Here is a 26,107-nt window from a genome sequence, read left to right on the forward strand (position 1 = left end):
GAGGCCGCCATGACGATCACGCAACTCCCCTCCTCGGCACATTGCCGCCTATGGCAGGTCGACCTGGACGCCACGCCGGCGCCGCAGGCGGTGGCTTCCTTGTCGGAGGCCGAGTGGGAACGCGCCCGGCGCTTCGTCTTCCGGCGAGACCGCAACCGTTTCGTCGCCGCCCATGCGGCCTTGCGCGAGACGCTCGCCGCGCAATGCGGCGCTCCCGCGAGCCTGCTGGAGTTCCAGCACGGCGCCTTCGGCAAGCCCACGCTGGTCGAGCATGCGCAGCTGCGCTTCAACCTGAGTCACAGCCAGTCGGTGGCCCTGATCGCCGTCTGCGACGAGGCCGAAGTAGGTGTCGATGTCGAACTGCTGCGCCCCATGCCGGATGCCGAGGCACTGGCCGCAAGCTACTTCACCGAGGCCGAGCGGCATGCGCTGGCCCAGCTCGAACCCAGCGCGCGCGACCGCGCCTTCCTCGCCTGCTGGACCCGCAAGGAGGCCTGCCTCAAGGCCACCGGCATGGGCCTCTCGGTCGACACGCGCAGCTTCGACGTGGGCGTGGTGGCCGATTCGCGCGAAGTGAAAATCACCTCCGCCGACGGCGTGGTGCGCCTGGCGCTGTCTTCCTTCCATGATGTCCAGGGCGCCCTGTGTGCGGTGGCACGGGTGCTGATATGCGAAGAGGCCGTTGTCGTACAGCGCCTGCCCGCCGTCGAAAGCGAGACTTACGCATGACTCCGTTGCTCTTCGGCCCCGCCTCGCGGCAGCTCTTCGGGCTCTTCCATTCGCCAGAGCGCGACAGCGGCATCGCCGTCCTGATCTGCCCGCCCCTCGGACAGGAGGCCGTGCGCGCGCACCGCCTGTTCCGCGTGCTGTCCGACCGTCTGGCGCGTTCCGGCGTGGCGGTGCTGCGCTTCGACTACCACGGCAGCGGCGACTCGCCCGGCGAGGACACCGACGGCGATGTCGAAGGCTGGCGGCGCGACGTCTGCACCGCGCACGAGGAGCTGCGGCGCCGCGCCGGCAGCCGGCGCATCGTCTGGCTCGGCGCGCGCCTGGGCGCCGCCCTGGCGGTGCTGGCGGCCAAGAGCGGGCGCTGCGATCCGGCCCGGCTCATCCTGTGGGACCCGATCATCGACGGCGCGCGCTACGTCGAGGAACTGCGCGCCGGCCACGTCGATGCGCTCGAACGCTCCTTCTGCGTGCCGGACCCGGCATGGCGCCGCCGGCTGGCCAAGGACGGCGATGCCTTCACCGGCGAGATCTTCGGCTTCGGCGTATCGCCGCTCCTGCGCCAGCAGCTGCGCGCGCTCGGCCCGGAAGCCCTGCAGCTTACGGCGCTGCACGAAACCGTGGTGCTCGCCGATGCCGGCGACCATGTTGCCCATCAATGGGCGGGCAAGGAGGCGGCCCGCCACATGCCGCTGCGCGTCACCTCGTTCCAGCATCCGCTGATCTGGACCTCCGACCCGCATCCCAATAACGCGATGGTCCCCACCGAGGCCCTTCAACGCTTGCTGGCAGAAGTCCATGAATGACTACAAGGAAATCCCCGTCCAGTTCGGACCCGACGGCTCGCTGATCGGCGTCATCACGACGCCCTCCGAGGGTTCGCTGGCGCCCGTCGCCTGCCTCATGCTCAACATGGGCGCGAACCACCGTATCGGGCCCCGGCGCATCAACGTGAAGCTGGCGCGGCAGATGGCCGCGCGCGGCATCAGCAGCATCCGCTTCGATCTCGCGGGCCTGGGCGACAGCGGCCCGGCCAGCGGCTCCGAGCACTTTCTCACGCAGGCGGTATTCGATCTGCAGGCGGCGATGAACCTGATCCAGACCATGCTCGGCATTCGGCGCTTCATTGCGATCGGCCTGTGCTCGGGCGCCACCAACGGGCTCTCGCTCGCCGTGGCCGATGCACGCGTCGTCGGTCTGCTGATGTTCGACGGCTATGCCTTCCCGGGCCGCCGCGCACAACTCGAGCGCACCCTGCGGCGCGCGCTGGCGGTGCCGACCAATCCGGCCGTGATCGGCAAGACGGTGCGCTGGCTGCAGCGCAAGTTCTCGGCCAGCGCCGCGGCCGCCGCCTCGCCCAGCATCTTCGAACCCGAACCGCCGGAAGTCACGGCCGCGCTGTTCCGCCGCTCGATGAGCCAGCTGGCGGAGCGCAACGTGGCGGTGCTGCAGCTCTACACCGGCACCATGCACGTGACGGACCGCGGCCGCGACCAGCTGGGGCCCTTTGCCCACGAGCCCTTCATGCAGCAGTTCGAATACGAGTTCATCGGCGAGATCGACCACAGCCTCACCTCGATGGCCTCGCAACAGATCTTCATGCGGGTAGTGTGCGACTGGGCATTGCGCGTGACGCATGGCGGCACGGCCTCGGCCCATTCCACTGCGACGGGTCGCGCCGGCACGCATGCCGGCGCAGCGCGCAGCGCCGCGGCCTGGCAGCGCGATCCGGTGCACTGAGCCCGGCTTTTCAGTTCGCGGTGTGCGGCGCCGCATGCGCCAGCGTTTCCCCAGGCAGCTCCTGCATCGGCCCGCTGCCGCTGTAGCGGTCCAGCGCGAGGTAGATCGCCGGCGTGATGTAGAGCGTGATCACCTGCGAGAAGATCAGCCCGCCGACCACCGCCACGCCCAGCGGCTGGCGCAGCTCGGCGCCGGCGCCCAGGCCCAGCGCGAGCGGCAGCGCGCCCATCATGGCCGCCAGTGTGGTCATCATGATAGGGCGGAAGCGCAGCCGGCAGGCCTCGCGGATCGCATCGACCGGCTGCATGCCCTGGGTGCGCTGCGCGTCGAGCGCGAAGTCGATCATCATGATCGCGTTCTTCTTGACGATGCCGATCAAGAGCAGGATGCCGATGGTCGCGATCAGCGTCAGGTCGAAGCCGAAGAGCTTGAGCGACAGCAGCGCCCCGACCGCCGCCGACGGCAGGCCGGCCAGGATGGTCAGCGGGTGGATGTAGCTCTCGTAAAGCACGCCCAGCAGCACGTAGATCACCAGCACGGCCAGGATGAGCAGCACCGCCTGGCTGGCCTGCGAGCTCTGGAACACCGCGGCGTCGCCGCCGTAGCTCGTGATGATCGAGGGCGGCATCTTGAGCTCCGCCTTGAACCGGTCGACCTTGGCGGTCGCGTCGCCCAGCGGCACGTCGGGCGCGAGGTTGAAGGACACCGTCACCGCCTGCAGCTGCCCCTGGTGGTTGACCGAGGTCGGGCCGACGGTGCGCTTGACGCTCGAGAAGGCCGACAGCGGCACCAGCTGCCCGGCTTTGTTGCGCACCGACAGGCGCGCCATGTCCTCCTCGAACTGGCGGTCGTCGTCGGCCGCCGAGAGGATCACCTGGTAGGTGTTGCTGGGGCCGTAGATGCTGCCGATCTGCCGGTCGCCATAGGCGTTGTAGAGCGCGGTGCGCAGGTCACCGACCTCGACGCCGAGCACGCCGGCCTTGTTGCGGTCGATGTCGATGGTGGCCTGCAGGCCGCGGTTCTGCGAATCGCTGGTCACGTCGCGGAAGGCCGGGTCGGCGCGCATGCGCTCCATCAGCCGGTCGGCCCACACGTTCATGGTGCCGGCGCTCACGCTCTGCAGCGTGTACTGGAAGCGCGCCTTGCTCTGCCGGCCGCCCAGGCGCAGGTTCTGCAGCGGCTGCATGTAGGTGGCGATGCCCGGGATCTCGCGAAAGCGCGTGCGCAGGGACTCCATCACCTGCGCCATCGTGCCGCGCTCCTTGCGCGGCTTGAGCACCACGAACAATCGGCCGGAGTTCTGTGTGGAGCTCGAACCGCCGACGCCGACGAAGGAGTTGACATAGGCCACGTTGGGATCGGCCTGCACGGCCTCGGCGACGCGATCCTGCAAGACCTTCATGGCCGGGAACGAGATGTCCTCGGCCGCTTCGGTCGTGATGAAGATCTGCCCGATGTCTTCCTCAGGGAAGAAGCCCTTCGGGATGACGATGAACAGCCACGCCGTCAGCGCGAAGGTCGATGCGGCGACGACCAGCATGAGCTTGCGGTGATGCAGCGTCCAGTCGAGCGAGCGCAGGTAGCTGCCATGGACCCAGCGGTAGCCCCGCTCGAAGCCGCGCCCGATTGCAGTGCCCGGCTCCGGGTGGCCTTCCTCGTGGTCCGGGGCGCCGTGGGCACGCGGCGTATGCCGAAGCAGCCGGCTCGCGAGCATCGGCACCAGCGTGAGCGACACCACGGCCGAGACCATGACCGCCAGCCCCACCACCACCGCGAACTCGTGGAACAGCAGGCCGATCACGCCCGGCATGAAGAAGATCGGGATGAACACCGCCACCAGCGAGATCGAGATCGAGATGATGGTGAAGCCGACCTCGCGCGCGCCGCGCAGCGCGGCGGCCATCGGCTCCATGCCCTTCTCGACGTAGCGCATGATGTTCTCGAGCACCACGATCGCGTCGTCCACCACCAGCCCGACCGCCAGCGTGATGCCCAGCAGCGACACGTTGTCCAGGCTGTAGCCGAAGGCGGCGAGCAGCGCCACCGCGCCGATCAGCGAGATCGGGATCGTGGCGGCCGGAATCAGCGTGGCCACCACGCGGTGCAGGAACAGGAAGATCACCAGCACCACCAGCAGCACGGTGCCCAGCAGCGTCAGCTGCACGTCGTGCACCGCCTCGCGGATCGAGATCGAACGGTCGTTGACCATGTTGATCTCGACCGATTGCGGCAGCTCCTCCTTGAAGCGGGGCATCAGCGCGCGCACTGCGTCCACCACCTGCACCGTATTGGCATTGGGCTGCCGCTGCACCGCCAGCGAAATCGAGCTCTGACCGTTGAAGCTGCTGGCGGTCTTGACCGACTCGAAGCTGTCCTCAACGGTTGCGACCTCGTCCAGCCGCACCGGCGCGCCGTTGCGCTGGCCGACAATCAGCTTGGCGAAGTCGGCAGCTTTCATCAGTTGCTCGTTGGCCTGGATCGTGAGCGTCTGGCGCGGGCCGTCGAGCACGCCGACCGGGGTATTGGCATTGGCCGAGCGCACCGCGTCGGCCAGCTCGTCGAGCGTGATGTTGCGCGCGTTGAGCAGGTCGGCGTTGGCCTTGACGCGCACCGCGAAGGCCTTGCGCCCGTAGACCACGACCTGGGCCACGCCGTCGATGGTCGACAGGGTCGGCGAGATCAGGTTCTCGGCATAGTCGTTGAGCTCGGCCGGGCTCATCGACTGCGACACCATCGCGATGAACAGCACCGGCGCGTCGGCCGGGTTGACCTTGCGATAGGACGGCAGCTGGGTGAGCTCGATCGGCAGCTGCCGTTGCGCGCGCAGCAGCGCCGCCTGGACGTCGACCGCGGCCGCATCGATGTCGCGGCTGGTCACGAATTCGAGCGTGATCGAACTCACGCCCTGGGTGTTGACCGAGCTGATGGTCTGCAGGCCGGGGATGGTGGAGAACTGCTTTTCGAGCGGCAGCGCGACCGATGACGCCATGGTGTCCGGACTGGCGCCCGGCAGCTGCGCATTGACGTTGATGACCGGCGTGTTGTAGCTCGGCAGCGCCGCGACCGGGATCTGGAAATAGGCAAAGATGCCGGCCACCACCGCCGCGGCAGAGAGCAGCACCGTCATCGCCGGACGACGGATGCACAGCTCGGAGATGTTCATGAGCGCTCCCGCTCCGCGACCAGGCTGGCGTTGGAAGGCGTGACGGAGGCCGCGCTGCCGGGCGTGGTCTCGGGCGCCGGGCCGCCGGGCCGCTGCTGTTGCTGTGGCGTGGCCGCTGCGTCGACACGCACCTTGCCGCCGGGACGCACGTTCTGCTTGCCTTCGATGACCACCTGCTCGCCCGGCTCGATGCCGCGCACCGCGACCTGCGTGCCGAAGCTGTGGAGCGTCTCGACCTTGCGGCGTACAGCCGTCTTGTTGGCATCGATCACGTAGACCGAGCTGCCTTCGGCCAGCATCATGATCGCGGCCGCCGGCACCACCGTCGCGCCTTCGATGGTGCGCACGGTGACGCGGGTCTCGACGAACTGGCCGGGCCACAGGCCCTGATCGGCGTTGTCGAACACCGCCTTGGCGCGCACCGTCCCGATCAGCGGGTCGACCGCGTTGTCGACGAAATTCAGCGCGCCCTTCATCGGCGCCTTGCGCCCGGCGATGAGCGCCTCGACCGGCGTGTGCGAACGGGCCGCTGCGAGCAGGTCCTGCAGCTTTCCTTCGGGCACCGGGAAGCTCACCGCGATCGGGTCGAGCTGCGTGATCGTGACCAGCGACAAGCTGGGCTGTACCAGCGTGCCCGGATAGATGTTGACGGCGCCGATGCGCCCGGCGATCGGCGCGCGCAGCGTCGCATAGCCCAGCGCCACCTGCGCCGATTGCACAGCCGCGCGATCGGCCGCCACCGCGGCGCGCTGCGCCTCGAGCTGCGACAGCGTCGCGTCGGCCGCAGCCTTGGCGATGAAGTTCTGCGCCACCAGTTCCTGGCTGCGCCTGTACTGGCGCTCCAGGTCCGCGAGCGTGGCCTCGTCCCTCTGCTGCTGCGCGCGCGCCTTGGCGAGGTTGGCCTGGTCGGGACGGTCGTCGAGCGTGAAGAGCAATTGGCCCTCCTTCACGAACTGCCCTTCCTTCACATGCACCTCGCGCACCGTGTTGGTCACCTGCGGGCGCAGGTCCACGCTGTTGAGGGAAACCACGCTGCCATTGACCTGCACCGTGACCGGCACGTCCTGCCGCTGCGCCGCTGCCAGCGTGACCAGCGCCACCGCGGCCCCGTTGGGCGCCGCGGCTTCCGAGACGCTGCGCGTCTTGGTGCCGGACCACCACCAGGTGCCGGCTGCGGCGGCGACGATCAACACACCCGCAACGGTGAGGGCGAGATTCTTCTTCATGGAGCGTATACGTTGGATCGTGGGCGGATCGCAGGCGCAGTGGGTGCACTTTTACCTGACAGCGACCATTGGAGCAGCGGCGGACTGCAAGAGTCCATCACCCCCGTAAAGATAAGTAAAGCGACCATGCAAGACCGCACGCCCAGGGCGCGGCTCCGGCGTGGGCCTCAAGGGAAGGGGCCGCTAGAATCCCCGCTCCCACAGCCTCTGGATGAACACCATGAACCGCTGCATCACCCCCTGGAATGCTCTCATTTTAGTAGCGCTCGGCGCCCTGACGGCGCCCGCCTGGGCGCAAGATGCGCCCGTGCCGCAAACGCAGAACGAAGCCGCCGCAGGCGGCCGCAATTTCCCCGTCGGAACGCTGCGCGGCCGGTTCATGGTGATGAACCCGCCCGAGATCCAGCTCGACGGCCAGCCCGAACGGCTCTCGCCGGGCGCGCGCATCCGCAGCGCCCAGCACATGCTGGTGATGCCGGCTTCCATCACCGGCCAGAACCTGCTGGTCAACTACACGCGCGATGCCGCCGGCCTGGTGCGCGAGGTCTGGATCCTCACGCCCGAGGAGGCGCAGGCCAAGCGCGAATCGGCGGAAAAGCCGCTCCTGAACTTCTGGCCCTTCGTGGCCGGCACCGGCCCGCGCGACGACGGCAAGACGCCGTTCGACCAGCTGCCCCGCTACGGGCAATAAGGCGGCCGCCTTCGACGCCAGGGCCCGGCCGCATCGCCGCCGGCCAGGCGCGCCATGACGACAGAGCCCAGCCAACCGGACCTCACCGGGAGCACCCATGACCCCCAAAGTTTTCATCAAGACCTTCGGCTGCCAGATGAACGAGTACGACTCGGACAAGATGGCCGACGTGCTGCACGCCGCCCAGGGCTACGAGCCGACCGCCAACGTGGAGGAGGCCGACCTGATCCTCTTCAACACCTGCTCGGTACGCGAGAAGGCGCAGGAGAAGGTGTTCTCCGACCTGGGCCGCGTCAAGCACCTCAAGGCCCGCGGGGTGAAGATCGGCGTCGGCGGCTGCGTGGCGAGCCAGGAGGGCGCGGCCATCATCGCGCGCGCGCCCTATGTCGACGTGGTCTTCGGCCCGCAGACCCTGCACCGCCTGCCCGAAATGCTGGACCAGCGCGAGCGCGAGGGCCGGCCGCAGGTCGACATCAGCTTCCCCGAGATCGAGAAGTTCGATCATCTGCCGCCGGCGCGCGTCGAGGGCGTGACCGCCTTCGTCTCGATCATGGAAGGCTGCTCCAAGTACTGCAGCTACTGCGTGGTGCCCTACACGCGCGGCGAGGAAGTGAACCGCCCGCTCGACGACGTGCTGGTCGAGATCGCCGGCCTGGCCGACCAGGGCGTGCGCGAGGTCACGCTGCTGGGCCAGAACGTCAATGCCTACCGCGGCCGGATGGGCGACACGGCGGAGATCGCCGACTTCGCGCTCCTCATCGAGTACATCGCCGAGATTCCGGGCATCGAGCGCATCCGCTACACCACCAGCCACCCGAACGAGTTCACGCAGCGCCTGATCGACGCCTATGCCCGCGTGCCGCAGCTCGTCGGCCACCTGCACCTGCCGGTGCAGCACGGCAGCGACCGCATCCTGATGGCGATGAAGCGCGGCTATACGGCGATGGAATACAAGAGCACGGTGCGCAAGCTGCGCGCCATCCGCCCCGGCCTTTCGCTCAGCAGCGATTTCATCGTCGGCTTCCCGGGCGAGACCGATGCCGACTTCGACAAGATGATGAAGCTGATCGACGATCTCGAGTTCGACAACAGTTTCAGCTTCATCTTCAGCCCGCGCCCCGGCACGCCGGCGGCGGCCCTGCCGGACGACACGCCGCATGCGGTCAAGCTCGCGCGGCTGCAGCGGCTGCAGGCCGCGATCGACGGCAACGTCAAGCGCTTTGGGGAAAGCCGCGTCGGCACCGTGCAGCGCGTGCTGGTCGAAGGGCCCTCACGCAAGGATGCCCACGAGCTCATGGGCCGTACCGAGTGCAACCGCGTGGTCAATTTCGAGGGCGACGCGCGGCTGGTCGGCCGCATGGTCGACGTGCGCATCACGCGCTCGCTGGCCTACACGCTGCGCGGAGAGATCCCGACTGCCGAATCGCCCCAGGCATCGGCCCGCGAAGCCGCGGTGCCGGCGGCCTGATGACAGCGCTGAAATCGGCGCGCGGTTCGTTCCGGCAACTGCTGCTGTTCGCGTTCCTGCTGATCACGGCGCTGCTGGTGGGCGTCGCGCTGCGTTCGGTGTTCCAGTACGACGCGCTGATGACGCAAAGCCGCGACGCGGCGGCGCGCGCGCTCACGCTGTCGGGTGCGGTGCAATCGCTGGCCGAGCGCAGCGCCGCGATGGAGCGCGCGGGACGCCAATCGCTGGTGCTCAACGATGCGGTGCTGCGCCGCCGCTTCGAAGAGGCCGCACGCGACGCCCGCCAAGTGCTCGATCGCCTCGGCCGCAACGGGCTGCCGTCCGCCGGCCCCGACCAGTGGCGAGCGCAGATGAGCGTGATCGAGGGGCTGATGATCGGCGCGCCCGAAACAGCGCTCGCGCGCGAGAGTTCGATGGCGATGCAGTTCCGAGACCTCGATGCGCTGAACACCAACATCGCGCAGCAGGTCCAGTTCCTGATCGAGACGCAGAACAACGCGCTCGCGCAGCGCATCGAGAACGCGCGCCGGCGCCTGATGCGCGAGGTGCTGGCCGCCAGCGCGCTGGCGGTGTCGCTCGCGCTCGCCTTCGGCATCTGGCTGGCGCGGCCCTTCAAGCGGCTGGAGCGCGCCATCGTCGGGCTCGGGGAGAACCGGCTCGACGAGCCGATCGACATCCGCGGCCCGGCCGACGTGCGCCGCGTGTCGCAGCAGCTCGAATGGCTGCGGTTGCGGCTCACCGAGCTGGACGCCGACAAGGCACGCTTCCTGCGTCACGTATCGCATGAGCTCAAGACCCCGCTGGCCGCGCTGCGCGAAGGCGTCTCGCTGCTGGAAGACGGCGTGACCGGCGCCCTCAACCCGGCACAGCGCGAGGTCGCGCAGATCCTGCAGCAGAACACCATCGCGCTGCAGGGACAGATCGAAGCCTTGCTGCGCTTCAATGCCGCAGCCTTCGAGGCGCGCGAGCTGCGCCGCCGGCGCACGCCGCTGCTGCCGCTGATCGAGGAGCAGATCGAGGCCCAGCGCCTGCAGTGGCAAGCCAGCGGCCTCACCGTGCGCGCGGAGGGCGAGCCGATCGCGGTGGTGGTGGACCCGGTGAAGCTGGGCACCGCGCTGGCCAATCTGCTGTCGAACGCGATCCGTTTTTCGACCCGCGGCGGCACCATCGCGATCGCCGTCTCGAGCACGGCCGACACCGCGCGCATCGACATCGAGGATGCCGGCCCCGGCATCGCCGAGGGCGATCGCGACCGCATCTTCGAACCTTTCTTCCGCGGCGAGCGGCAACCCCAGCATTCGGTCAAGGGCAGCGGCATCGGGCTGTCGATCGTGCAGGAGTACATTGCGGCTCATGGCGGCCGCATCATGCTGCTGCCGGAGGGACCCGGCGCACGCTTCCGCATCGAACTGCCGCGCTCCGCCTGAACTCCGCCGCTCCACGCGCTACTTCCGACCCATGCTTTTTTCTCAGATCGCCCGCAGATCCGCTTTCGTCATGACGATCGTCGTGCCGATGCTGCTTGCCGCGTGCAGCGCGCCTCGCAAGCCGCCGGCCCAAGCCGTCGCCGTGGTGCCGGCTCCGCCGCCGCCGCCGCCCGTCACGCCCGTCGAAGCCGAGCCGATGGCTCCGGCCACGCAGCCGGCCCTGGTGTTCACCCAGCTCACGCAGGGCCCGGTGGCCGCCATACTCGCCTACGCCGACCGGGTGCGGCCTCTCGGCGGCAACGAACTCGCGGCAGAACTCGCGCGCCTCGGCGACCCCGGCGAGGCGCCCCTGACGCAGATGCAGATTGCGCTGGTCCTTGCGCAGACCCGCGTTCCGGCCGACCTCGTACGCGCCATCGGCCTGATGCAGCGCGTGGCCGCCAACCCCTCGCCCGATGCCCAGCCCTTGCAGCCGCTGGCCCGCGCGCTCGCTGCCCGCTACCAGGAGCAGCGCCGCGTCGAGGACGACCGCGAACGGCAAGCCCAGCAGCTGCGCGACAGCCAGCGACGCATCGACCAGTTGAACGACCGCATCGAGGCGCTGCGCGCAATCGAACGCAGCTTTTCGCGGCCCAACAGCCCGCCACCGGCGGCCCCGGTGCCGAGCCCGCCCAACAAGCCGGCGCCATGAGCAACAGCAGCAGCGGCGCCCGCCTCCTCGTCGTCGACGACGATGCGGACATGCTGCGCCTGCTGTCGATGCGGCTCACCGGAGCCGGCTACCAGGTCACCGCCGTGACCTCGGCCGAATCGGCGCTGACGCAGCTCGAGATCGAGCATCCGCAGCTGGTCCTGAGCGACGTGCGGCTGCCGGGCCGCGACGGCCTGGCGCTGTTCGACGAGATCCGCAAGCGCCATCCGACGCTGCCGGTGATCCTGCTGACCGCGCACGGCACCATTCCCGACGCGGTTGAAGCCACGGCGCGCGGCGTCTTCACCTACCTGACCAAGCCCTACGACGCGCGCGAGCTGCTCGACAAGATCGCCCAGGCGCTGGCGCTGGGCGCGCCGGTGACCGGCAGCGGCAAGGGCGGAGACGAGAGCTGGCGCTCGGAGATCGTGAGCCGGAGCAACCGCATGTCCGAGCTCCTGGCCGAGGCGCGCATGGTGGCCAAGTCGGACGCCAGCGTGCTGCTGCGCGGCGACAGCGGCGCCGGCAAGGAGCTGCTGGCGCGTGCCATCCACCGCGCCAGTGCCCGCGCCGACAAGCCCTTCGTGGCGGTCAATTGCGGCGCCATCCCCGAGGCGCTGCTGGAGTCGGAGCTCTTCGGCCACATGAAGGGCGCCTTCACCGATGCGGTCGCCAACCACAAGGGCCTGTTCCAGCAGGCTGACGGCGGCACGCTGCTGCTCGACGAGATCGGCGACATGCCGCCGGCGCTGCAGGTCAAGCTGCTGCGGGTGCTGCAGGAGCGCGCTGTGCGGCCGGTGGGCGCGACCCAGTCGATCACGGTCGACGTGCGGATCATCTCCGCCACCCACCGCGATCTCGATGCGGCCATGGAAGCCGGGCAGTTCCGGGAAGATCTCTATTACCGGCTCAACGTGGTCACGCTGAACCTGCCGACGCTCGCGGCGCGGCGCGAAGACATTCCGCTTCTGGCCAACCATTTCCTCCAGCGGCTCTCGACCAAGTACGGCAAGCGCCTCTCCGGCTTCGCGCCCGAAGCGCTGAAGGCGCTGACCACCGCCTCGTGGCCGGGCAATGTGCGGCAGCTGTTCAACGTGGTCGAGCAGGTCTGCGCGCTGTCGAGCTCGCCGCTGATCCCGCTGGCGCTCGTACAGCGCGCACTGCGCGTGCCGAGCGTCGAGGTCCAAACCTACGCCGAAGCCAAGCAGCGCTTCGAGCGCGATTACCTGGTCGGCCTGCTCAAGCTGACCGATGGCAACGTGGCCGACGCGGCGCGCCTGGCGGACCGCAACCGGACCGAGTTCTACCGGCTGCTGCAGAAGCACGAACTCACGCCCGGCCACTTCAAGGCCGACACGGCGTCGCCCGGCAACGATCCTGTCGCCGACGAGCGACGCAGCTAAGTCATTGATTCGATTGAACATCCCCAGGGTGACTCAAGGGCTTGTCGGGATTCGGCGACAAATTCGGGGGTTTTGGAGCCCTGGCGGGGTTCACGGTCAGTCGAAAGACCACCGAAGCGCTCTAAGCGCTTGATCTGAAAGCGTTTTTCCATGCTGGCACAGGGTTTGCCCCTGTAGAGGCATGACAGCACTCAACAGCCCATCTTTCGCACTGCGCCCGCAGCGCGACGGCCTGCGTCAAAAGCAGTTTTCCCTCTCGCGACCCCGTGCCGCGGGTCATTCGGCGGCCGCGCTGGCAAATGCCGGCGGCGCCGCACCGGATTGCGTCTTCAAGCGCTTTCCGGCAATCGGCGACACGCCATCCGTCCAGAAGCAACGGTGGTGAGTCGCACATGAAGCCCAACGACTTCTCCCAACTGAAGGTGCTGACGGCCGCGGATTTTTCGCACCGCAGCCCGATCCGCGAAGAACGCCATCCCAATTCGGTGACGGCGCCCCCGATCAACCGCGGTTCCATGGCGCCCCGCCCCTGGCGCGGCTTCTGGAACAGCATCGGCACGGCCCTCCTGGTCAAGCTCGGCGCCGGCAGCGGCGCCGCCCAGGCGGCCCGCAATGCAGCCTCGGCCCCGGCGGCCAAGCAGCCCTGGCAGCGTGCCGCCACGCAGCGGCGCCTGGCGTTCATGGCGCTCACCGTGTTCAGCACGCTGATCGCCTCGACGCTGTTCGCCCGCGTGCAGCCCGACTACGACAACCTCTGGCTCGAATACAGCCAGATCGCCCTCTACGGCCTGCTCTCGGGCTGGGTCGTGACCGGCTTCGTGACCGCGCTGATGGGCTTCTATGTCTCGGTACGCGGCGACAAGCATGCGCTGTCGGCCAGGCAGGTGGCCGACCACCCGATGAATCCGGAAGCGCGCACGGCGATCATCATGCCGATCTGCAACGAGGACGTGGCCACGGTGTTCGCCGGCCTGCGTGCGACCTGCGAATCGGTGGCCGCGACCGGCCACGCCAAGCAGTTCGACGTGTTCGTGCTGTCCGACAGCTACACGCCCGAAACCGCCGCCGCCGAGCGCGCTGCCTGGGAAGAGCTGCGCGCCGCCCTGGCCGACAGCCCGAACCAACCGCAGGTCGAGGTCTACTACCGCCTGCGCAAGCGCCGCACCCATCGCAAGGCCGGCAACGTGGCCGATTTCTGCCGCCGCTGGGGCAAGGACTACCGCTACATGGTGGTGCTCGATGCCGACAGCGTGATGAGCGGCGACTGCCTGACAGCGATGGTCAAGCTGATGGAAGCCAACCCCACGGCCGGCATCATCCAGACCGCGACGCAGGCCATCGGCCACGTCACGCTGCATGCCCGCGCCCAGCAGTTCGCATCGCGCATGACGGGCCGCCTGTTCACGCTCGGCATGCAGTTCTGGCAGCTCGGCGAATCGCACTACTGGGGCCACAACGCAATCATCCGCGTCGAGCCCTTCATGGAACACTGCGCGCTGGCGCCGATCAAGGGCACCGGCGGCATGTCGGGCGGCATCATGTCGCACGACTTCGTCGAAGCCGCGCTGATGCGCCGCGCCGGCTACCACGTGTGGCTGGTGGCCGATCTGGTGGGCAGCTATGAGCAGCAGCCGCCGGACCTGCTGGCCGAACTGCAGCGCGACCGCCGCTGGTGCCAGGGCAACCTGCAGAACGCGCGCCTGATGGCCGAACCGGGCCTGCATTCCGTGCACCGCGCGATGTTCGTCACCGGCACCATGGCCTACGTCTCGGCGCCGCTGTGGCTCGCCTTCCTGACGCTGGGCACGGCCCTGTGGCTCACCGGTTCGAGCGTGGTCGCGCACTGGCTGGTGATGCCGATGGAGCTGGCCGGCCTCTGGCTGTGGACGCTCTGCCTGTTGTTCCTCCCGCGCATCCTGGGCATCGCGGCCGTGCTGATGCGCGGCGAGCAGCGCCAGTACGGCGGCGTCGGCGGCCTGCTCAAGAGCGCCGCGCTTGAAAGCGCGCTGGCCATCGTGCAGGCGCCGGTCCGCATGCTGGCCCACTCGCTGTTCGTGATCGTGGCGCTCACCGGCCTCAAGCTGGACTGGAAGTCGCCTCCGCGCGAAGCGGCTGCCGTGCCGTGGCGCATCGCTGCGACCCAGTTGGCGCCGATGACGCTGGTGATCGCAGCGCTGGCGGTCGGCATCGCGCTGATCGATGCCGGCGCGCTGGCCTGGCTGATGCCGGTCGGCCTGCCGCTGCTGCTGGCGATTCCGCTCACCGTGCTGACCAGCCAGATCGCGCTGGGCAATTCGCTGCGCGACCGCGGCTTCCTGGTGATTCCCGAAGAGTCGCGCTCGCCGGCCGTGCTTCGCCGCGCATGGATGCACGCGGTGCGTCTCGCGAGGCTTTGACACACCCCCGCGCTCGCCCATGAAAAAAAGCCCGCGAACAGCGGGCTTTTTCTTTGGGGTCGTCAGAAGCGCGGCATGCCGCCGCCCCCGCCCATCCCGGGCATGCCCTTCATGCCGCCCATGCGCTTCATCATCTTCATGAGGCCGCCGCCCTTCATCTTCTTCATCATCCCCTGCATCTGCTCGAACTCGTTGAGCAGCCGGTTCACCTCCTGAACCTGCACGCCGGCGCCGGCCGCGATGCGGCGCTTGCGCGTGGCCTTGAGCAGCTCGGGCTTGCGGCGCTCCAGCGGCGTCATGCTGTTGATGATGCCTTCCTTGCGGCGGATGTCGCGCTCAGCGCGGGTCATGTCGGCCTCTGTGGCCTTGGCGGCCATCTGCGCGGGCAGCTTGTCCATGATGCTGGAGAGGCCTCCCATCTGCTTCATCTGCTGCAGCTGGCCGAGGAAGTCGTTGAGGTCGAAGCCGGCGCCGCTCTTGACCTTGGCCGCCAGCTTCTGCGCGGCAGCGACGTCGACGCCGGCCGTGACCTGTTCGACCAGCGCGACGATGTCGCCCATGCCGAGAATGCGTCCCGCATGGCGCTCGGCGTCGAACACCTCCAGCCCGTCGATCTTTTCGCTCACGCCGGCGAACTTGATCGGCACGCCCGTCACCTGGCGCACCGACAGCGCCGCACCGCCACGCGAGTCGCCATCGGTCTTGGTCAGGATGATGCCGGTCAGCGGCAGCGCTTCCTTGAAGGCCTTGGCGGTATTGATCGCGTCCTGGCCCTGCATCGCATCGACCACGAACAGGGTTTCGACCGGGTTCAGCGCCGTGTGCAGCTGCTGGATCTCGGTCATCAGCACCTCGTCGATCGCAAGACGGCCGGCCGTGTCGACCAGCAGTACGTCGAAGAAGTGGCGCTTGGCATGGTCGAGCGCGGCGCGCGCGATGTCGAGCGGCTTCTGATCGGGCGTGCTCGGGAACCATTCGGCCCCGGCCTGCTTCGTGACCGTCTTGAGCTGCTCGATGGCGGCAGGACGGTAGACGTCGCCCGACACGGTCAGCACCTTCTTCTTGCGCTTCTCGATCAGGTGCTTGGCCAGCTTGGCAGTCGTCGTGGTCTTGCCGGCGCCCTGCAGGCCGGCCATCAGGATCACGGCCGGCGGCTGGGCCACCAGGTTGATGTCGGCCACGCCTTCGCCCATGGTCGCCGCCAGCTCGCGGTTGACGATACCGATCAGCGCCTGGCCGGGTTTCAGCGAGCCGAGCACTTCCTGGCCGAGCGCCTTGTCCTTCACGCGCGCGACGAAATCGCGCACCACCGGCAAGGCGACGTCGGCTTCGAGCAAGGCCATGCGCACTTCGCGCAGCATGTCCTGCACATTGCTTTCGGTGATGCGGGCCTGGCCGCTGACCTGCTTGACGAGGCGGGAGAATTTTTCGGTGAGGGCGGTGGCCATGGTGCTTCCCGCTCGGCGGGATTGGTAGGTGGGGAGCGAAGGGCGTCAGGCAAGGGCGAGACGCTAAACTCCAGCCGATGATTTTAGCGATCCCCTCCCCACTCGGCGTGGCGCTGGGCATCGCCACTGCCGCCGCCTATGGCACGACCGCCGCTGCCTCTTCCTGGCTGGGCCGTCCCTCCATGCAATGGCTGCTCGGATTGGCCTGGCTGCTGCACGCCTGCGCACTGGGCGTCGGGCTGGTCGGCGGCGATCCGCGCTTCGGCTTCGCGCCGGCGCTGTCGGTCACGGCCTGGCTGGTGCTGACGGTCTACGCGATCGAAAGCCGCATGTACCCGCAACTCAAGGTGCGGCGCGTGCTCGCGGCGCTGGGCGCGGCCGCGGTGCTGCTGGCCGTGCTGTTCCCCGGCACGCCGCTGCATGTGTCGGCCTCGCCCTGGTTGCCGCTGCACCTGGCGCTCGGCATCGCCTCGTACGGCCTGTTCGCCGCGGCGGTGGTGCATGCCTGGCTCATGACCCGCGCCGAGAAGCAGATCCGGCTCGCGGCCGAGCCGCAGGGCGGCGTGCCGCTCTTGACCATGGAGCGTCTCACCTTCCGCTTCGTCACCGCCGGCTTCGTGCTGCTGTCGGCCACGCTGCTTGCCGGCCTGCTGTTCAGCGAGACGCTGTACGGCGCCAGCGCGCGCGCCTGGAAATGGGACCACAAGACCGTGTTCTCGGTGCTGGCCTGGCTCAGTTTCGCGGTGCTCCTGATCGGGCGCGCGCGCTTCGGCTGGCGCGGCCGCACGGCCCGGCGTGTGCTCTACGCGGGCTCCGCCCTGCTGCTGCTGGCCTACGTCGGCTCGCGCTTCGTGCTCGAAGTGGTACTGGCGCGCACGACACCATGAAATACCTGCTCGTCCTTGCCGTGGTCTTCGTGGCGATCTGGCTCTGGCGCAAGAATCGGCGCGACGAGATGCGCTCGCGCCCGCCGCCGCCGCGCGCCACGCCGGCCGTCGGGGCCCCGCAGGCCATGGTGCGCTGCGCCCATTGCGGGCTGCACCTGCCGGCAGCGGATGCCATCAGCGGACCCGACGGCGCCGTCTACTGCAGCGCGGCGCACCGACAAGCCGGGTCGGGATGAGCGATTTCGCTGTGCTCTCCACTTCGCGTGGCCGCGCGCAGCGCGCTGCCGTTCGTGAGCTCCCGCGGAACCGGCTTCGCCGGGCCGCTGGGAGCGCCCCCTCGAAGGGGGTGTGCAGCTACGCGAAGCGAGCAAGCCTGGGGGTGGGCTGATGAGCACCTTCCTCTGGTCGCGCGGCGGCGAGCCGGCGACGGACTGGAGCCTGCTCGATCAGTTCGGCCGCGAAAGCTCGGCGCTGCTGCGCCTTTGGCGCGGCTTCATGACCGCGCGCTGCTTCGTCGCCGTCGTGTTGCTGCTGTTGCAGGCGGTGACCTTCGCACTCGGGCAGCCGCTGGAGCCGGCGGCGATCGCGCTGTCCGTCGGCTACCTGACAGCGGCCTTGCTGGCGGCACGCTATGCGCTCTTCCAGTTGCCGGTGCGCGGCTTCGGCGCCGCCTGGCTTTCGACCATCGGCGTCGACCTGATTACCTTCACCACACTGCAATTGCTGCAGATAGGCAGCATCAACTACACACCGCTCTTTGCCTTGCCGGTGCTGATGGGTGCGGTGCTGGGCTCGGGCATGGTGGGCCTGGGCACCACCGCGGCCGTCACGCTGCTGCTGCTGGTGCATGCGGGGTGGTACTGGCTGCAGCAGCCGGGCGACGCATCGCCGCGTTTCGTGCAGGCGGCGCTGACCGGCACCGGCCTGTTCGTGGTGGCCCTGCTGGCGCACGAGCTGGCGCGGCGGCTCACGCGCGAAGAAGCGCTGGCGCAGCGCAATCGAAGCAGCGCCCAGATGCACGCGTTGGTGAACGACCTCGTGATCGAGACCCTCAGTGAAGGCGTGCTCGTGATCGACGAGCGGGGACAGGTGCATGCCGCCAACCCTGCGGCCGACGCGATTCTCGGGCAGGGGCTGGCCGGACTTGCGCTGCCCTTCGCGCTGAGCGCCTATCCGGCCTGGGCCGCGCTGGCCGCGATCGCGCGCCAGACCTTCGCGCGGCGCACGCCGCAATCGAAGGAAATCCCGGTCGCGCAGGCGCAGGGCGCGCCGCGCGAAGTGCGGGTGCGCACGCGGCTCACACCGGCCACCGACCGCCATACCGAAAGCCTGTGCGTGATGTTCCTGCAGGACCTGCGCGAGCTCCAGGCGCGCATCCGCACCGAGAAGCTGGCGGCGATGGGCCGCATGTCCGCGGCCGTCGCGCACGAGATCCGCAATCCGCTGGCCGCCATCACGCAGGCCAGCGCGCTGCTCGGCGAGGACCTGGTCGACCCGGCGCACCGCCAGCTGACGACGATGGTGCAGCAGAACGCGCAGCGCCTCTCGCGCATCGTCGACGAGGTTCTCGATGTCGCGCGGGCCCGCCAACAGCGGGTGTTGCCGCTGGGCGAGCAACTGGCGCTCGATTCGACCGTGCGTACGCTCGCCGAGGAATGGGTGCGGCACTCGCAGCGCCAGGGCGTGCTGTTGGTGCTCGATGCGGCCGGCAGCGTGGTGCGCTTCGACATCGAACACCTGCGGCGCATCCTCGTGAACCTGCTGGACAACGCCGCGCGCTATGCAGGCAATCGCGAAGGCTCGATCCAGGTGACGACGCGCCGGAACGCCGCCGGCCGCGCCAGCCTGCAGGTATGGAGCGATGGCGCGCCGCTCGAACCTGCGGTGCAGCGCCACCTGTTCGAGCCCTTCTTCTCTTCCGAAAGCCGCTCCAGCGGCCTCGGCCTGTTTCTCTGCCGGGAGCTGTGCGAGCGGCACGGCGCGACGATCGGCTACGAGCGCCGCGCCCTTTCCGAAGCGGGTCCGGAGGGCAACGAATTCTTCGTCTCGTTCGCTGCGGGCGAGACCCGGCTGACACAATAGCGCCGTGAGCACCCCCACCTCCCCAGCACCCCGGCCCCCAGCCCAGATCCTGGTTGTCGACGACGAGCCCGACCTGCGCACGCTCTACGAGCTCACGCTCCTGCGCGAGGGCTATCGGGTCGAGGCGGCCGGCAGCGTGTCGGAAGCCCGCGAGCACCTGGACGCCGGCCGCTTCGATGCCGTGATCACCGACATGCGCCTGCCCGACGGGCTCGGCATGGAGATCCTGCAGCGCATCCAGCAGGACCAGCGCAGCGAGCGTTGCGTCGTGATGACGGCCTATGGCTCGGCCGAGAACGCGGTCGAGGCCCTCAAGGCCGGTGCCTTCGACTACCTCACCAAGCCGGTGGACCTCAAGCAGTTCCGCGCCGTCGTAGCCTCTGCCGTGCAGGCCCAGGCCGCACCCGCGCGGCCCGTGCGCCAGGCCGACGACAGCAGCAGCAAGATCGCGGCCACCACCAGCAATATCGGCCTGGCCGCGCTCGAGCGGCTGGTCGGTGCCTCCGAGCCGATGCGCGTTGTCAAGTCGCGCATCGCCAAGGTGGCGCGCGGCATGGCGCCGGTGCTGGTGCGCGGCGAGTCCGGCACCGGCAAGGAACTGGTGGCACGCGCGGTGCATGCCTGCAGCCAGCGCAGCGAGGGCCCTTTCGTCGCCGTCAACTGCGGCGCAATCCCCGAGAACCTGCTCGAGGCCGAGTTCTTCGGTGCGAGAAAAGGCTCCTACACCGGCTCCTCGCAGGACCGCGACGGCTACTTCCAGGCCGCGCGCGGCGGCACGCTGTTCCTCGACGAGATCGGCGACCTGCCGCTTCCGATGCAATCCAAGTTGCTGCGCGCAATCCAGGAGCGCAGCGTGCGTCCCATCGGTTCGACGCAAGAAGACGCGGTCGACGTGCGCATCGTGAGCGCGACCCACAAGGACCTGCACGCCGAGGTGCAGGCCGGCCGCTTCCGCCAGGATCTGTTCTATCGCCTCAACGTGATCGAGATCGCGGTGCCGGCCTTGCGCGAACGCCGCGAGGACCTGCCTGCGCTCTGCGAGGCCCTGCTCGCGCGCATCGCGCGCGACGCCGGCATGCCGGTGCCCGTCCTTTCGCCCGAGGTGCTGCAGAGCCTCGCGGAGCATCCGCTGCACGGCAACGTGCGCGAGCTCGAAAACCTCCTGCATCGCGCCGTGGCGTTGAGCGATGGCGATGTGCTGCATCTCGATTTCGTGAGCAGCAGCAGCATGGCGCTGCCTGTGGCTCCGGCGTCCGCAGTGCCGGAACCACAGGCAGCCGGCACGGCCGCAACAGCTCCCGACGCGAAGCCGGTACCCGCGGTACCGAGCGACCTGCAAAGCTACCTCGACCAGCAGGAGCGCGAGATCCTCGTGCGTGCCCTGCAGGAAAGTGGCTTCAACCGGACCGCGGCCGCGGCGCGGCTCGGCCTGAGCCTCAGGCAGATCCGCTACCGGATCGCGCGCCTGGGCATCACGACGCCCAGCGGCGACGAGGCGAATGGCAACGGCGCCGACGACTGAAGGGAACGCCAGCCTCTGGCAGGCCGGCTGGTACCGCTTTGCCCGGCAACTGCGGTCGCCGAATTTCGGGCCGCGTCCCGAGGGCGCGCAGATCGATCTGATCGTGCTGCATTCGATCAGCCTGCCGCCGGGCAGCTATGGCGGCGACGAGGTCCAGCAGCTTTTCACGAACCAGCTGGACTGGGATGCGCATCCCTACTTCGCAACCATCCGCGGCATCGAGGTCTCGGCCCACTTCTACGTGCGCCGCAGCGGCGAATTGTGGCAGTTCGTGAGCTGCGACGACCGCGCATGGCATGCCGGCCCCTCATCGTGGCGCGGCCGCGCCAACTGCAACGACGACTCGATCGGCATCGAGCTCGAAGGCCTGGAGGGTGAAGCTTTCGAGCCCGCCCAATACGAGACCCTCGCGAGCCTTTGCCCGGCGCTCGCGCAGCGCCATGCGATCGCGTTCATCGCGGGGCATGAACACATCGCACCGGGCCGTAAGGCGGACCCGGGCAGCGGCTTCGACTGGCGCCTGCTGCAGGAGCAATTGGGCTGGGACAGCGCGATGTTCCCCGACGGCGTCGCAGTGCGCTGAAATTTTTCAATCGCGCTGCATCCCGCGATGCGCGGCGGATGCAGCGCAACAACGCCGATCGTGCAACCCCGGCGGTGCAGCAACCATGCGCCTTTCAGGCCCAAAAGCGCTTGCAGAGCCCATGGCCAGCGGGAGGCGCTAAGGTGGGTCAGCAACGGCGCGGCATAGCTCCTCGTCCAGCGGAGCGTCGGTGTGAACTTGTTCCTCGAATCACTGGTAAAACACTATATCTAGTGGGTTGTAGACCCACGAGACCCTAGATATAGTGTGCCCTGCCCCGTGCTTCATGCCGAGCAACCGGCCGCATGCGGCACCGCCGCCCCAACAAGAATTGCCAACCGAGGATCGAATGCAAACAGCTCTAAACACCCCCGCCACCCCTCGCGCCGTACCCTCGACGCCGCAAAAAAATGATGTTGCAGGCGCCCCCGCCGGCAACGCGCTCGCCAACTACCAGATCATTCGCCGCAACGGCGCAGTCGTGCCCTTCGAGCCGAACAAGATCGCGATCGCGATGATGAAAGCCTTTCTCGCGGTGCACGGCACCCAGGGCGCGGCTTCCGCCAGCGTGCGCGAAACGGTCGACAACCTGACCCAGGGCGTGGTGCGCGCGATGGTGCGCTCGCGTCCCGGCGGCGGCACCTTCCACATCGAGGACGTGCAGGACCAGGTCGAACTCGGCCTGATGCGCGGCGGCCACCACGAGATCGCGCGCGCCTACGTGCTGTATCGCGAGCGCCGCGCGCAGGAACGCTCGAAGTCGGGCGAGCAGGACGCGCAGATCGCCGTTTCGACGCTGCACGTGCTGGACCGCGGCGAACGCGTCGCGCTCGACCTCAATGAACTCAAGGGCCTGATCGAATCGGCCTGCGAAGGGCTGGGCGAGAGCATCACGGCCGGCCCGATCGTGGCCGAAACGATGCGCAACCTGTACGACGGCGTGCCGCTCGACGAGGTCTACAAGGCTTCGATCCTGGCGGCCCGCACGCTGATCGAGAAAGACCCGGACTACACCTTCGCCACCGCGCGCCTGCTGCTGCACACGATCTTCAAGGAGATCATCGGCCGCGAGGTGATGCCGGCCGAACGTGCGCAGGCCTACGCCGACTACTTCCCGCAGTTCGTGAAGAAGGGCGTCGACAACGAACTGCTCGACGAAAAACTGCTGCAGTACGACCTGAACCGCCTGGGCGCCGCGCTCAAGCCCCAGCGCGACCTGCAGTTCGACTACCTGGGCCTGCAGACCCTGTACGACCGCTACTTCCTGCACGTGCGCAAGACGCGCATCGAGCTGCCGCAGGCTTTCTTCATGCGCGTGGCGATGGGTCTGGCCCTCAACGAAATCGATCGCGAAGCCCGCGCGATCGAGTTCTACGAAGTGCTGTCGTCCTTCGACTTCATGTCGAGCACGCCGACGCTGTTCAACAGCGGCACGCTGCGCTCGCAGCTCTCGAGCTGCTACCTGACCACGGTGCCCGACGACCTCGACGGTATCTACGAGTCGATCAAGGAAAACGCCCTGCTCTCCAAGTTCGCCGGCGGCCTGGGCAACGACTGGACGCGCGTGCGCGCGCTCGGCAGCCACATCAAGGGCACCAACGGCGAGTCGCAGGGCGTGGTGCCCTTCCTCAAGGTGGTGAACGACACCGCGGTGGCGGTCAACCAGGGCGGCAAGCGCAAGGGCGCGGTCTGCACCTACCTGGAAAGCTGGCACCTCGACATCGAGGAATTCCTCGAGCTGCGCAAGAACACCGGCGACGACCGCCGCCGCACGCACGACATGAACACGGCGAACTGGATTCCCGACCTGTTCATGCGCCGCGTGATGGAAAAGGGCAGCTGGACGCTGTTCTCGCCCTCCAACGTGCCCGACCTGCACGACAAGTTCGGCACCGACTTCGAAACCGCCTACGTCGCCTACGAAGAGAAGGCCGCGCGCGGCGAGATCAAGCCCACCCGCACGGTCCAGGCCACCGACCTCTGGCGCAAGATGCTCACGATGCTGTTCGAGACCGGGCATCCGTGGATCACCTTCAAGGACGCCTGCAACGTGCGCTCGCCCCAGCAGCACGCCGGCGTGGTCCATTCCTCGAACCTGTGCACCGAGATCACGCTCAACACCAGCGACACCGAAACCGCGGTCTGCAACCTCGGCTCGGTCAACCTGCTGCAGCACCTGAAGGACGGCAAGGTCGACCAGGAGAAGCTCCAGCGCACGATCGCGACCGCGATGCGCATGCTGGACAACGTGATCGACATCAACTACTACGCGGTCAAGAAGGCGCGCGACTCGAACCTGCGCCACCGCCCGGTCGGCCTCGGCGTGATGGGCTTCCAGGACGCGCTGTACGAGCTGCGCATTCCCTACGCCTCGCAAGAAGCCGTGCAGTTCGCCGACGAATCCATGGAAGCGATCTGCTACCACGCCTACTGGGCCTCGACCGAGCTGGCGCGCGAGCGCGGCAAGTACTCGAGCTACAAGGGTTCGCTGTGGGACAAGGGCATCCTGCCGCTGGACACGCTCGACCTGCTGGAGAAGGCGCGCGGCGGCTACGTCGACGTCGACCGCTCGTCCACGCTCGACTGGAACGCGCTGCGCCAAAAGATCAAGGCCGACGGCATGCGCAATTCGAACTGCGTCGCCATCGCGCCGACCGCGACCATCTCCAACATCATCGGCGTCGACGCCTCGATCGAGCCGTGCTTCGGCAACCTCTCGGTCAAGTCGAATCTCTCCGGCGAGTTCACCGTCATCAACCACTACCTGGTGCGCGACCTCAAGCGCCTGGGCCTGTGGGACGACGTGATGGTGATGGACCTCAAGCACTTCGACGGTTCGCTGCGCCCGATCGACCGCGTGCCGCAGGACGTGAAGGCGCTCTACGCCACCGCGTTCGAAGTCGAGACCACCTGGCTGGTCGAGGCCGCTGCGCGTCGCCAGAAGTGGATCGACCAGGCGCAGTCGCTCAACATCTACATGGCTGGCGCATCGGGCAAGAAGCTCGACGACACCTACAAGCTCGCCTGGCTGCGCGGCCTGAAGACCACCTACTACCTGCGCACGCAAAGCGCGACGCACGCCGAGAAATCGACCGTGCAATCGGGCCGGCTCAACGCGGTGTCCTCGGGCTCGAACGACACGTCGTCGTCGGGCATGAGCGCGCTCGAAGCGGCCGCGCTCGCAGCGCAGGCGCAGTTGAGTGCGATGCCCGCAACCGACATCGCGTTCTGCGGCGTCGACGATCCGACCTGCGAAGCGTGCCAGTGATGTCAGCGTGAAGTTGCCGTGATTCGCGGCATCGCCTGACAGATGACGATGCATGCGAACAACATAACGGCAACATAATTGGAGCGCGATGTGAAGCAGCACTTTGCAACTCACATCGTTGCTCACATAATTTGAGCATTGGATTTTTCTATGTTGACCTGGGACGAAGAAGTCAAGCCCTCCTTGCCAAAGGATCTGCAACAAGGATTGCGGCACTCATCAAGCAACGACGCGACCGTTGGTCGCTCGTCGGAGTTTCCGACTTCGCAAATTGCTCCCGTCGCCCCGACTTTCCGCACACTCGATGATGGCGCCGCGCTACGGCCCGCTGCAGCTGTGCCGCAAGCGCAGGCCGCGCGCCGCGTGAAAGCGGCCGACAAGCGCATCATCAACGGCCAGACCGACGTCAACCAGCTGGTTCCGTTCAAGTACAAGTGGGCCTGGGAGAAGTACCTCGCCACCTGCGCCAACCACTGGATGCCGCAGGAAGTGAACATGACGCGCGATATCGCGCTCTGGAAAGACCCGAACGGCCTGACCGAAGACGAGCGCCGCATCGTCAAGCGCAACCTCGGCTTCTTCGTGACCGCCGATTCGCTGGCCGCCAACAACATCGTGCTGGGCACCTACCGCCACATCACGGCCCCCGAGTGCCGCCAGTTCCTGCTGCGCCAGGCCTTCGAGGAAGCGATCCACACGCACGCCTACCAGTACATCGTCGAGTCGCTCGGCCTGGACGAGAGCGAAATCTTCAACGCCTACAACGAGGTGCCGTCGATCCGCGAGAAGGACCAGTTCCTGATCCCCTTCATCGAAGCCATCAGCGACCCGCACTTTCACACCGGCACGCACGACAACGACCAGACCCTACTCAAGTCGCTGATCGTCTTCGCCTGCCTGATGGAGGGGCTGTTCTTCTATGTCGGCTTCACCCAGATCCTCGCGCTGGGCCGCCAGAACAAGATGACCGGCGCCGCCGAGCAGTACCAGTACATCCTGCGCGACGAGTCGATGCACTGCAACTTCGGCATCGACCTGATCAACCAGCTGAAACTCGAGAACCCGCACCTCTGGACCGCGGAGTTCAAGGCCGAGATCAAGGCCCTCTTCCTGAAGGCCGTCGAGCTCGAGTACCGATACGCCGAAGACACCATGCCTCGCGGCGTGCTCGGCATGAATGCCTCCATGTTCAAGGGCTACCTGCGCTACATCGCCAACCGGCGCGCGCAGCAGATCGGCCTGGAAACGCTCTTCCCGAACGAGGAAAACCCGTTCCCCTGGATGAGCGAAATGATTGACCTGAAGAAGGAGCGCAACTTCTTCGAAACCCGCGTGATCGAGTATCAGTCGGGTGGTGCGCTCTCCTGGGATTGAATCGTTCCGACA

General features: G+C 68.0%; 20 protein-coding genes. 17 read left to right on the top strand and 3 right to left on the bottom strand.

The features are described from left to right. Positions 1-9 precede the first annotated feature (9 nt). The 3 genes from AC3A6B_RS14070 to AC3A6B_RS14080 are packed head-to-tail and all read left to right on the top strand — an operon-like array spanning position 10 to position 2,466. Positions 10-729, top strand: a complete 720-nt coding sequence (locus AC3A6B_RS14070; protein WP_487837310.1) for a 4'-phosphopantetheinyl transferase family protein — start codon at positions 10-12, stop codon at positions 727-729. Beyond that, positions 726-1,532 (top strand): alpha/beta fold hydrolase, encoded by an 807-nt coding sequence (locus AC3A6B_RS14075; RefSeq protein WP_487837311.1) that lies wholly within the window; start codon positions 726-728, stop codon positions 1,530-1,532. The genes AC3A6B_RS14070 and AC3A6B_RS14075 overlap by 4 nt, the downstream gene beginning before the upstream one ends. After that, on the top strand, positions 1,525-2,466 hold the full coding sequence (locus AC3A6B_RS14080) for an alpha/beta fold hydrolase (RefSeq protein WP_487837312.1): 942 nt from the start codon (positions 1,525-1,527) through the stop codon (positions 2,464-2,466). The genes AC3A6B_RS14075 and AC3A6B_RS14080 overlap by 8 nt, the downstream gene beginning before the upstream one ends. A 10-nt stretch (positions 2,467-2,476) precedes the next feature. On the opposite strand, the gene AC3A6B_RS14085 is transcribed toward AC3A6B_RS14080, so the two are convergent. Beyond that, on the bottom strand, positions 2,477-5,629 hold the full coding sequence (locus AC3A6B_RS14085) for an efflux RND transporter permease subunit (RefSeq protein ID WP_487837313.1): 3,153 nt from the start codon (positions 5,627-5,629) through the stop codon (positions 2,477-2,479). Further along, complete coding sequence (locus tag AC3A6B_RS14090; RefSeq protein ID WP_487837314.1) at positions 5,626-6,855, bottom strand: efflux RND transporter periplasmic adaptor subunit; 1,230 nt, start codon at positions 6,853-6,855, stop codon at positions 5,626-5,628. The genes AC3A6B_RS14085 and AC3A6B_RS14090 overlap by 4 nt, the downstream gene beginning before the upstream one ends. Before the next feature lie 220 nt (positions 6,856-7,075). Here AC3A6B_RS14090 and AC3A6B_RS14095 point away from each other — a divergent pair, with 220 nt between their 5' ends. From AC3A6B_RS14095 to mdoH, 7 genes are all read left to right on the top strand, one after another. Continuing rightward, entirely contained in the window at positions 7,076-7,546 is a 471-nt protein-coding gene (locus AC3A6B_RS14095) for a hypothetical protein (protein ID WP_487837315.1), read from the top strand. A gap of 97 nt (positions 7,547-7,643) precedes the next feature. After that, the gene (miaB, locus tag AC3A6B_RS14100) at positions 7,644-9,014 is read left to right on the top strand and encodes a tRNA (N6-isopentenyl adenosine(37)-C2)-methylthiotransferase MiaB (protein ID WP_487837316.1); all 1,371 of its coding nucleotides are present in this window, start codon (positions 7,644-7,646) and stop codon (positions 9,012-9,014) included. Next, positions 9,014-10,441, top strand: a complete 1,428-nt coding sequence (locus AC3A6B_RS14105) for a sensor histidine kinase (RefSeq protein WP_487837317.1) — start codon at positions 9,014-9,016, stop codon at positions 10,439-10,441. The genes miaB and AC3A6B_RS14105 overlap by 1 nt, the downstream gene beginning before the upstream one ends. A gap of 70 nt (positions 10,442-10,511) precedes the next feature. Beyond that, positions 10,512-11,132 (top strand): hypothetical protein, encoded by a 621-nt coding sequence (locus tag AC3A6B_RS14110; RefSeq protein WP_487837318.1) that lies wholly within the window; start codon positions 10,512-10,514, stop codon positions 11,130-11,132. After that, positions 11,129-12,535, top strand: coding sequence for a sigma 54-interacting transcriptional regulator (locus tag AC3A6B_RS14115; protein ID WP_487837319.1), 1,407 nt, complete (start codon positions 11,129-11,131; stop codon positions 12,533-12,535). The genes AC3A6B_RS14110 and AC3A6B_RS14115 overlap by 4 nt, the downstream gene beginning before the upstream one ends. Before the next feature lie 181 nt (positions 12,536-12,716). Then, a complete protein-coding gene (locus AC3A6B_RS14120; protein ID WP_487837320.1) occupies positions 12,717-12,920 on the top strand; it encodes a hypothetical protein in 204 nt (67 codons plus the stop codon). A 7-nt stretch (positions 12,921-12,927) separates the two neighbouring features. After that, positions 12,928-14,931: a glucans biosynthesis glucosyltransferase MdoH gene (gene mdoH / locus AC3A6B_RS14125; RefSeq protein ID WP_487837321.1), complete on the top strand. Its 2,004-nt coding sequence runs from the start codon at positions 12,928-12,930 to the stop codon at positions 14,929-14,931. Positions 14,932-14,993: 62 nt separating this feature from the next. On the opposite strand, the gene ffh is transcribed toward mdoH, so the two are convergent. Further along, positions 14,994-16,379 (bottom strand): signal recognition particle protein, encoded by a 1,386-nt coding sequence (gene ffh / locus AC3A6B_RS14130; protein ID WP_214697715.1) that lies wholly within the window; start codon positions 16,377-16,379, stop codon positions 14,994-14,996. A 77-nt stretch (positions 16,380-16,456) separates the two neighbouring features. Between ffh and AC3A6B_RS14135 the strand changes: the two genes are divergently transcribed. The 7 genes from AC3A6B_RS14135 (at position 16,457) to AC3A6B_RS14165 (ending at position 26,095) form a co-directional block, all read left to right on the top strand. Next, a complete protein-coding gene (locus tag AC3A6B_RS14135) occupies positions 16,457-17,266 on the top strand; it encodes a cytochrome C assembly family protein (protein WP_126837230.1) in 810 nt (269 codons plus the stop codon). Next, positions 17,263-17,502, top strand: a complete 240-nt coding sequence (locus tag AC3A6B_RS14140) for a PP0621 family protein (protein WP_487837322.1) — start codon at positions 17,263-17,265, stop codon at positions 17,500-17,502. The genes AC3A6B_RS14135 and AC3A6B_RS14140 overlap by 4 nt, the downstream gene beginning before the upstream one ends. A 151-nt stretch (positions 17,503-17,653) precedes the next feature. After that, a complete protein-coding gene (locus AC3A6B_RS14145; RefSeq protein WP_487837323.1) occupies positions 17,654-19,348 on the top strand; it encodes a two-component system sensor histidine kinase NtrB in 1,695 nt (564 codons plus the stop codon). Between the two features lie 4 nt (positions 19,349-19,352). Beyond that, complete coding sequence (locus AC3A6B_RS14150) at positions 19,353-20,870, top strand: sigma-54-dependent transcriptional regulator (protein WP_487837324.1); 1,518 nt, start codon at positions 19,353-19,355, stop codon at positions 20,868-20,870. Beyond that, positions 20,848-21,453, top strand: a complete 606-nt coding sequence (ampD, locus tag AC3A6B_RS14155) for a 1,6-anhydro-N-acetylmuramyl-L-alanine amidase AmpD (protein ID WP_487837325.1) — start codon at positions 20,848-20,850, stop codon at positions 21,451-21,453. The genes AC3A6B_RS14150 and ampD overlap by 23 nt, the downstream gene beginning before the upstream one ends. A gap of 349 nt (positions 21,454-21,802) precedes the next feature. After that, positions 21,803-24,721 (top strand): ribonucleoside-diphosphate reductase subunit alpha, encoded by a 2,919-nt coding sequence (locus AC3A6B_RS14160; protein WP_487837326.1) that lies wholly within the window; start codon positions 21,803-21,805, stop codon positions 24,719-24,721. A gap of 150 nt (positions 24,722-24,871) precedes the next feature. Further along, complete coding sequence (locus tag AC3A6B_RS14165) at positions 24,872-26,095, top strand: ribonucleotide-diphosphate reductase subunit beta (protein WP_487837327.1); 1,224 nt, start codon at positions 24,872-24,874, stop codon at positions 26,093-26,095. Positions 26,096-26,107: the final 12 nt, after the last annotated feature.

It is taken from the genome of Variovorax sp. Soil_C_33, from assembly GCF_057656935.1.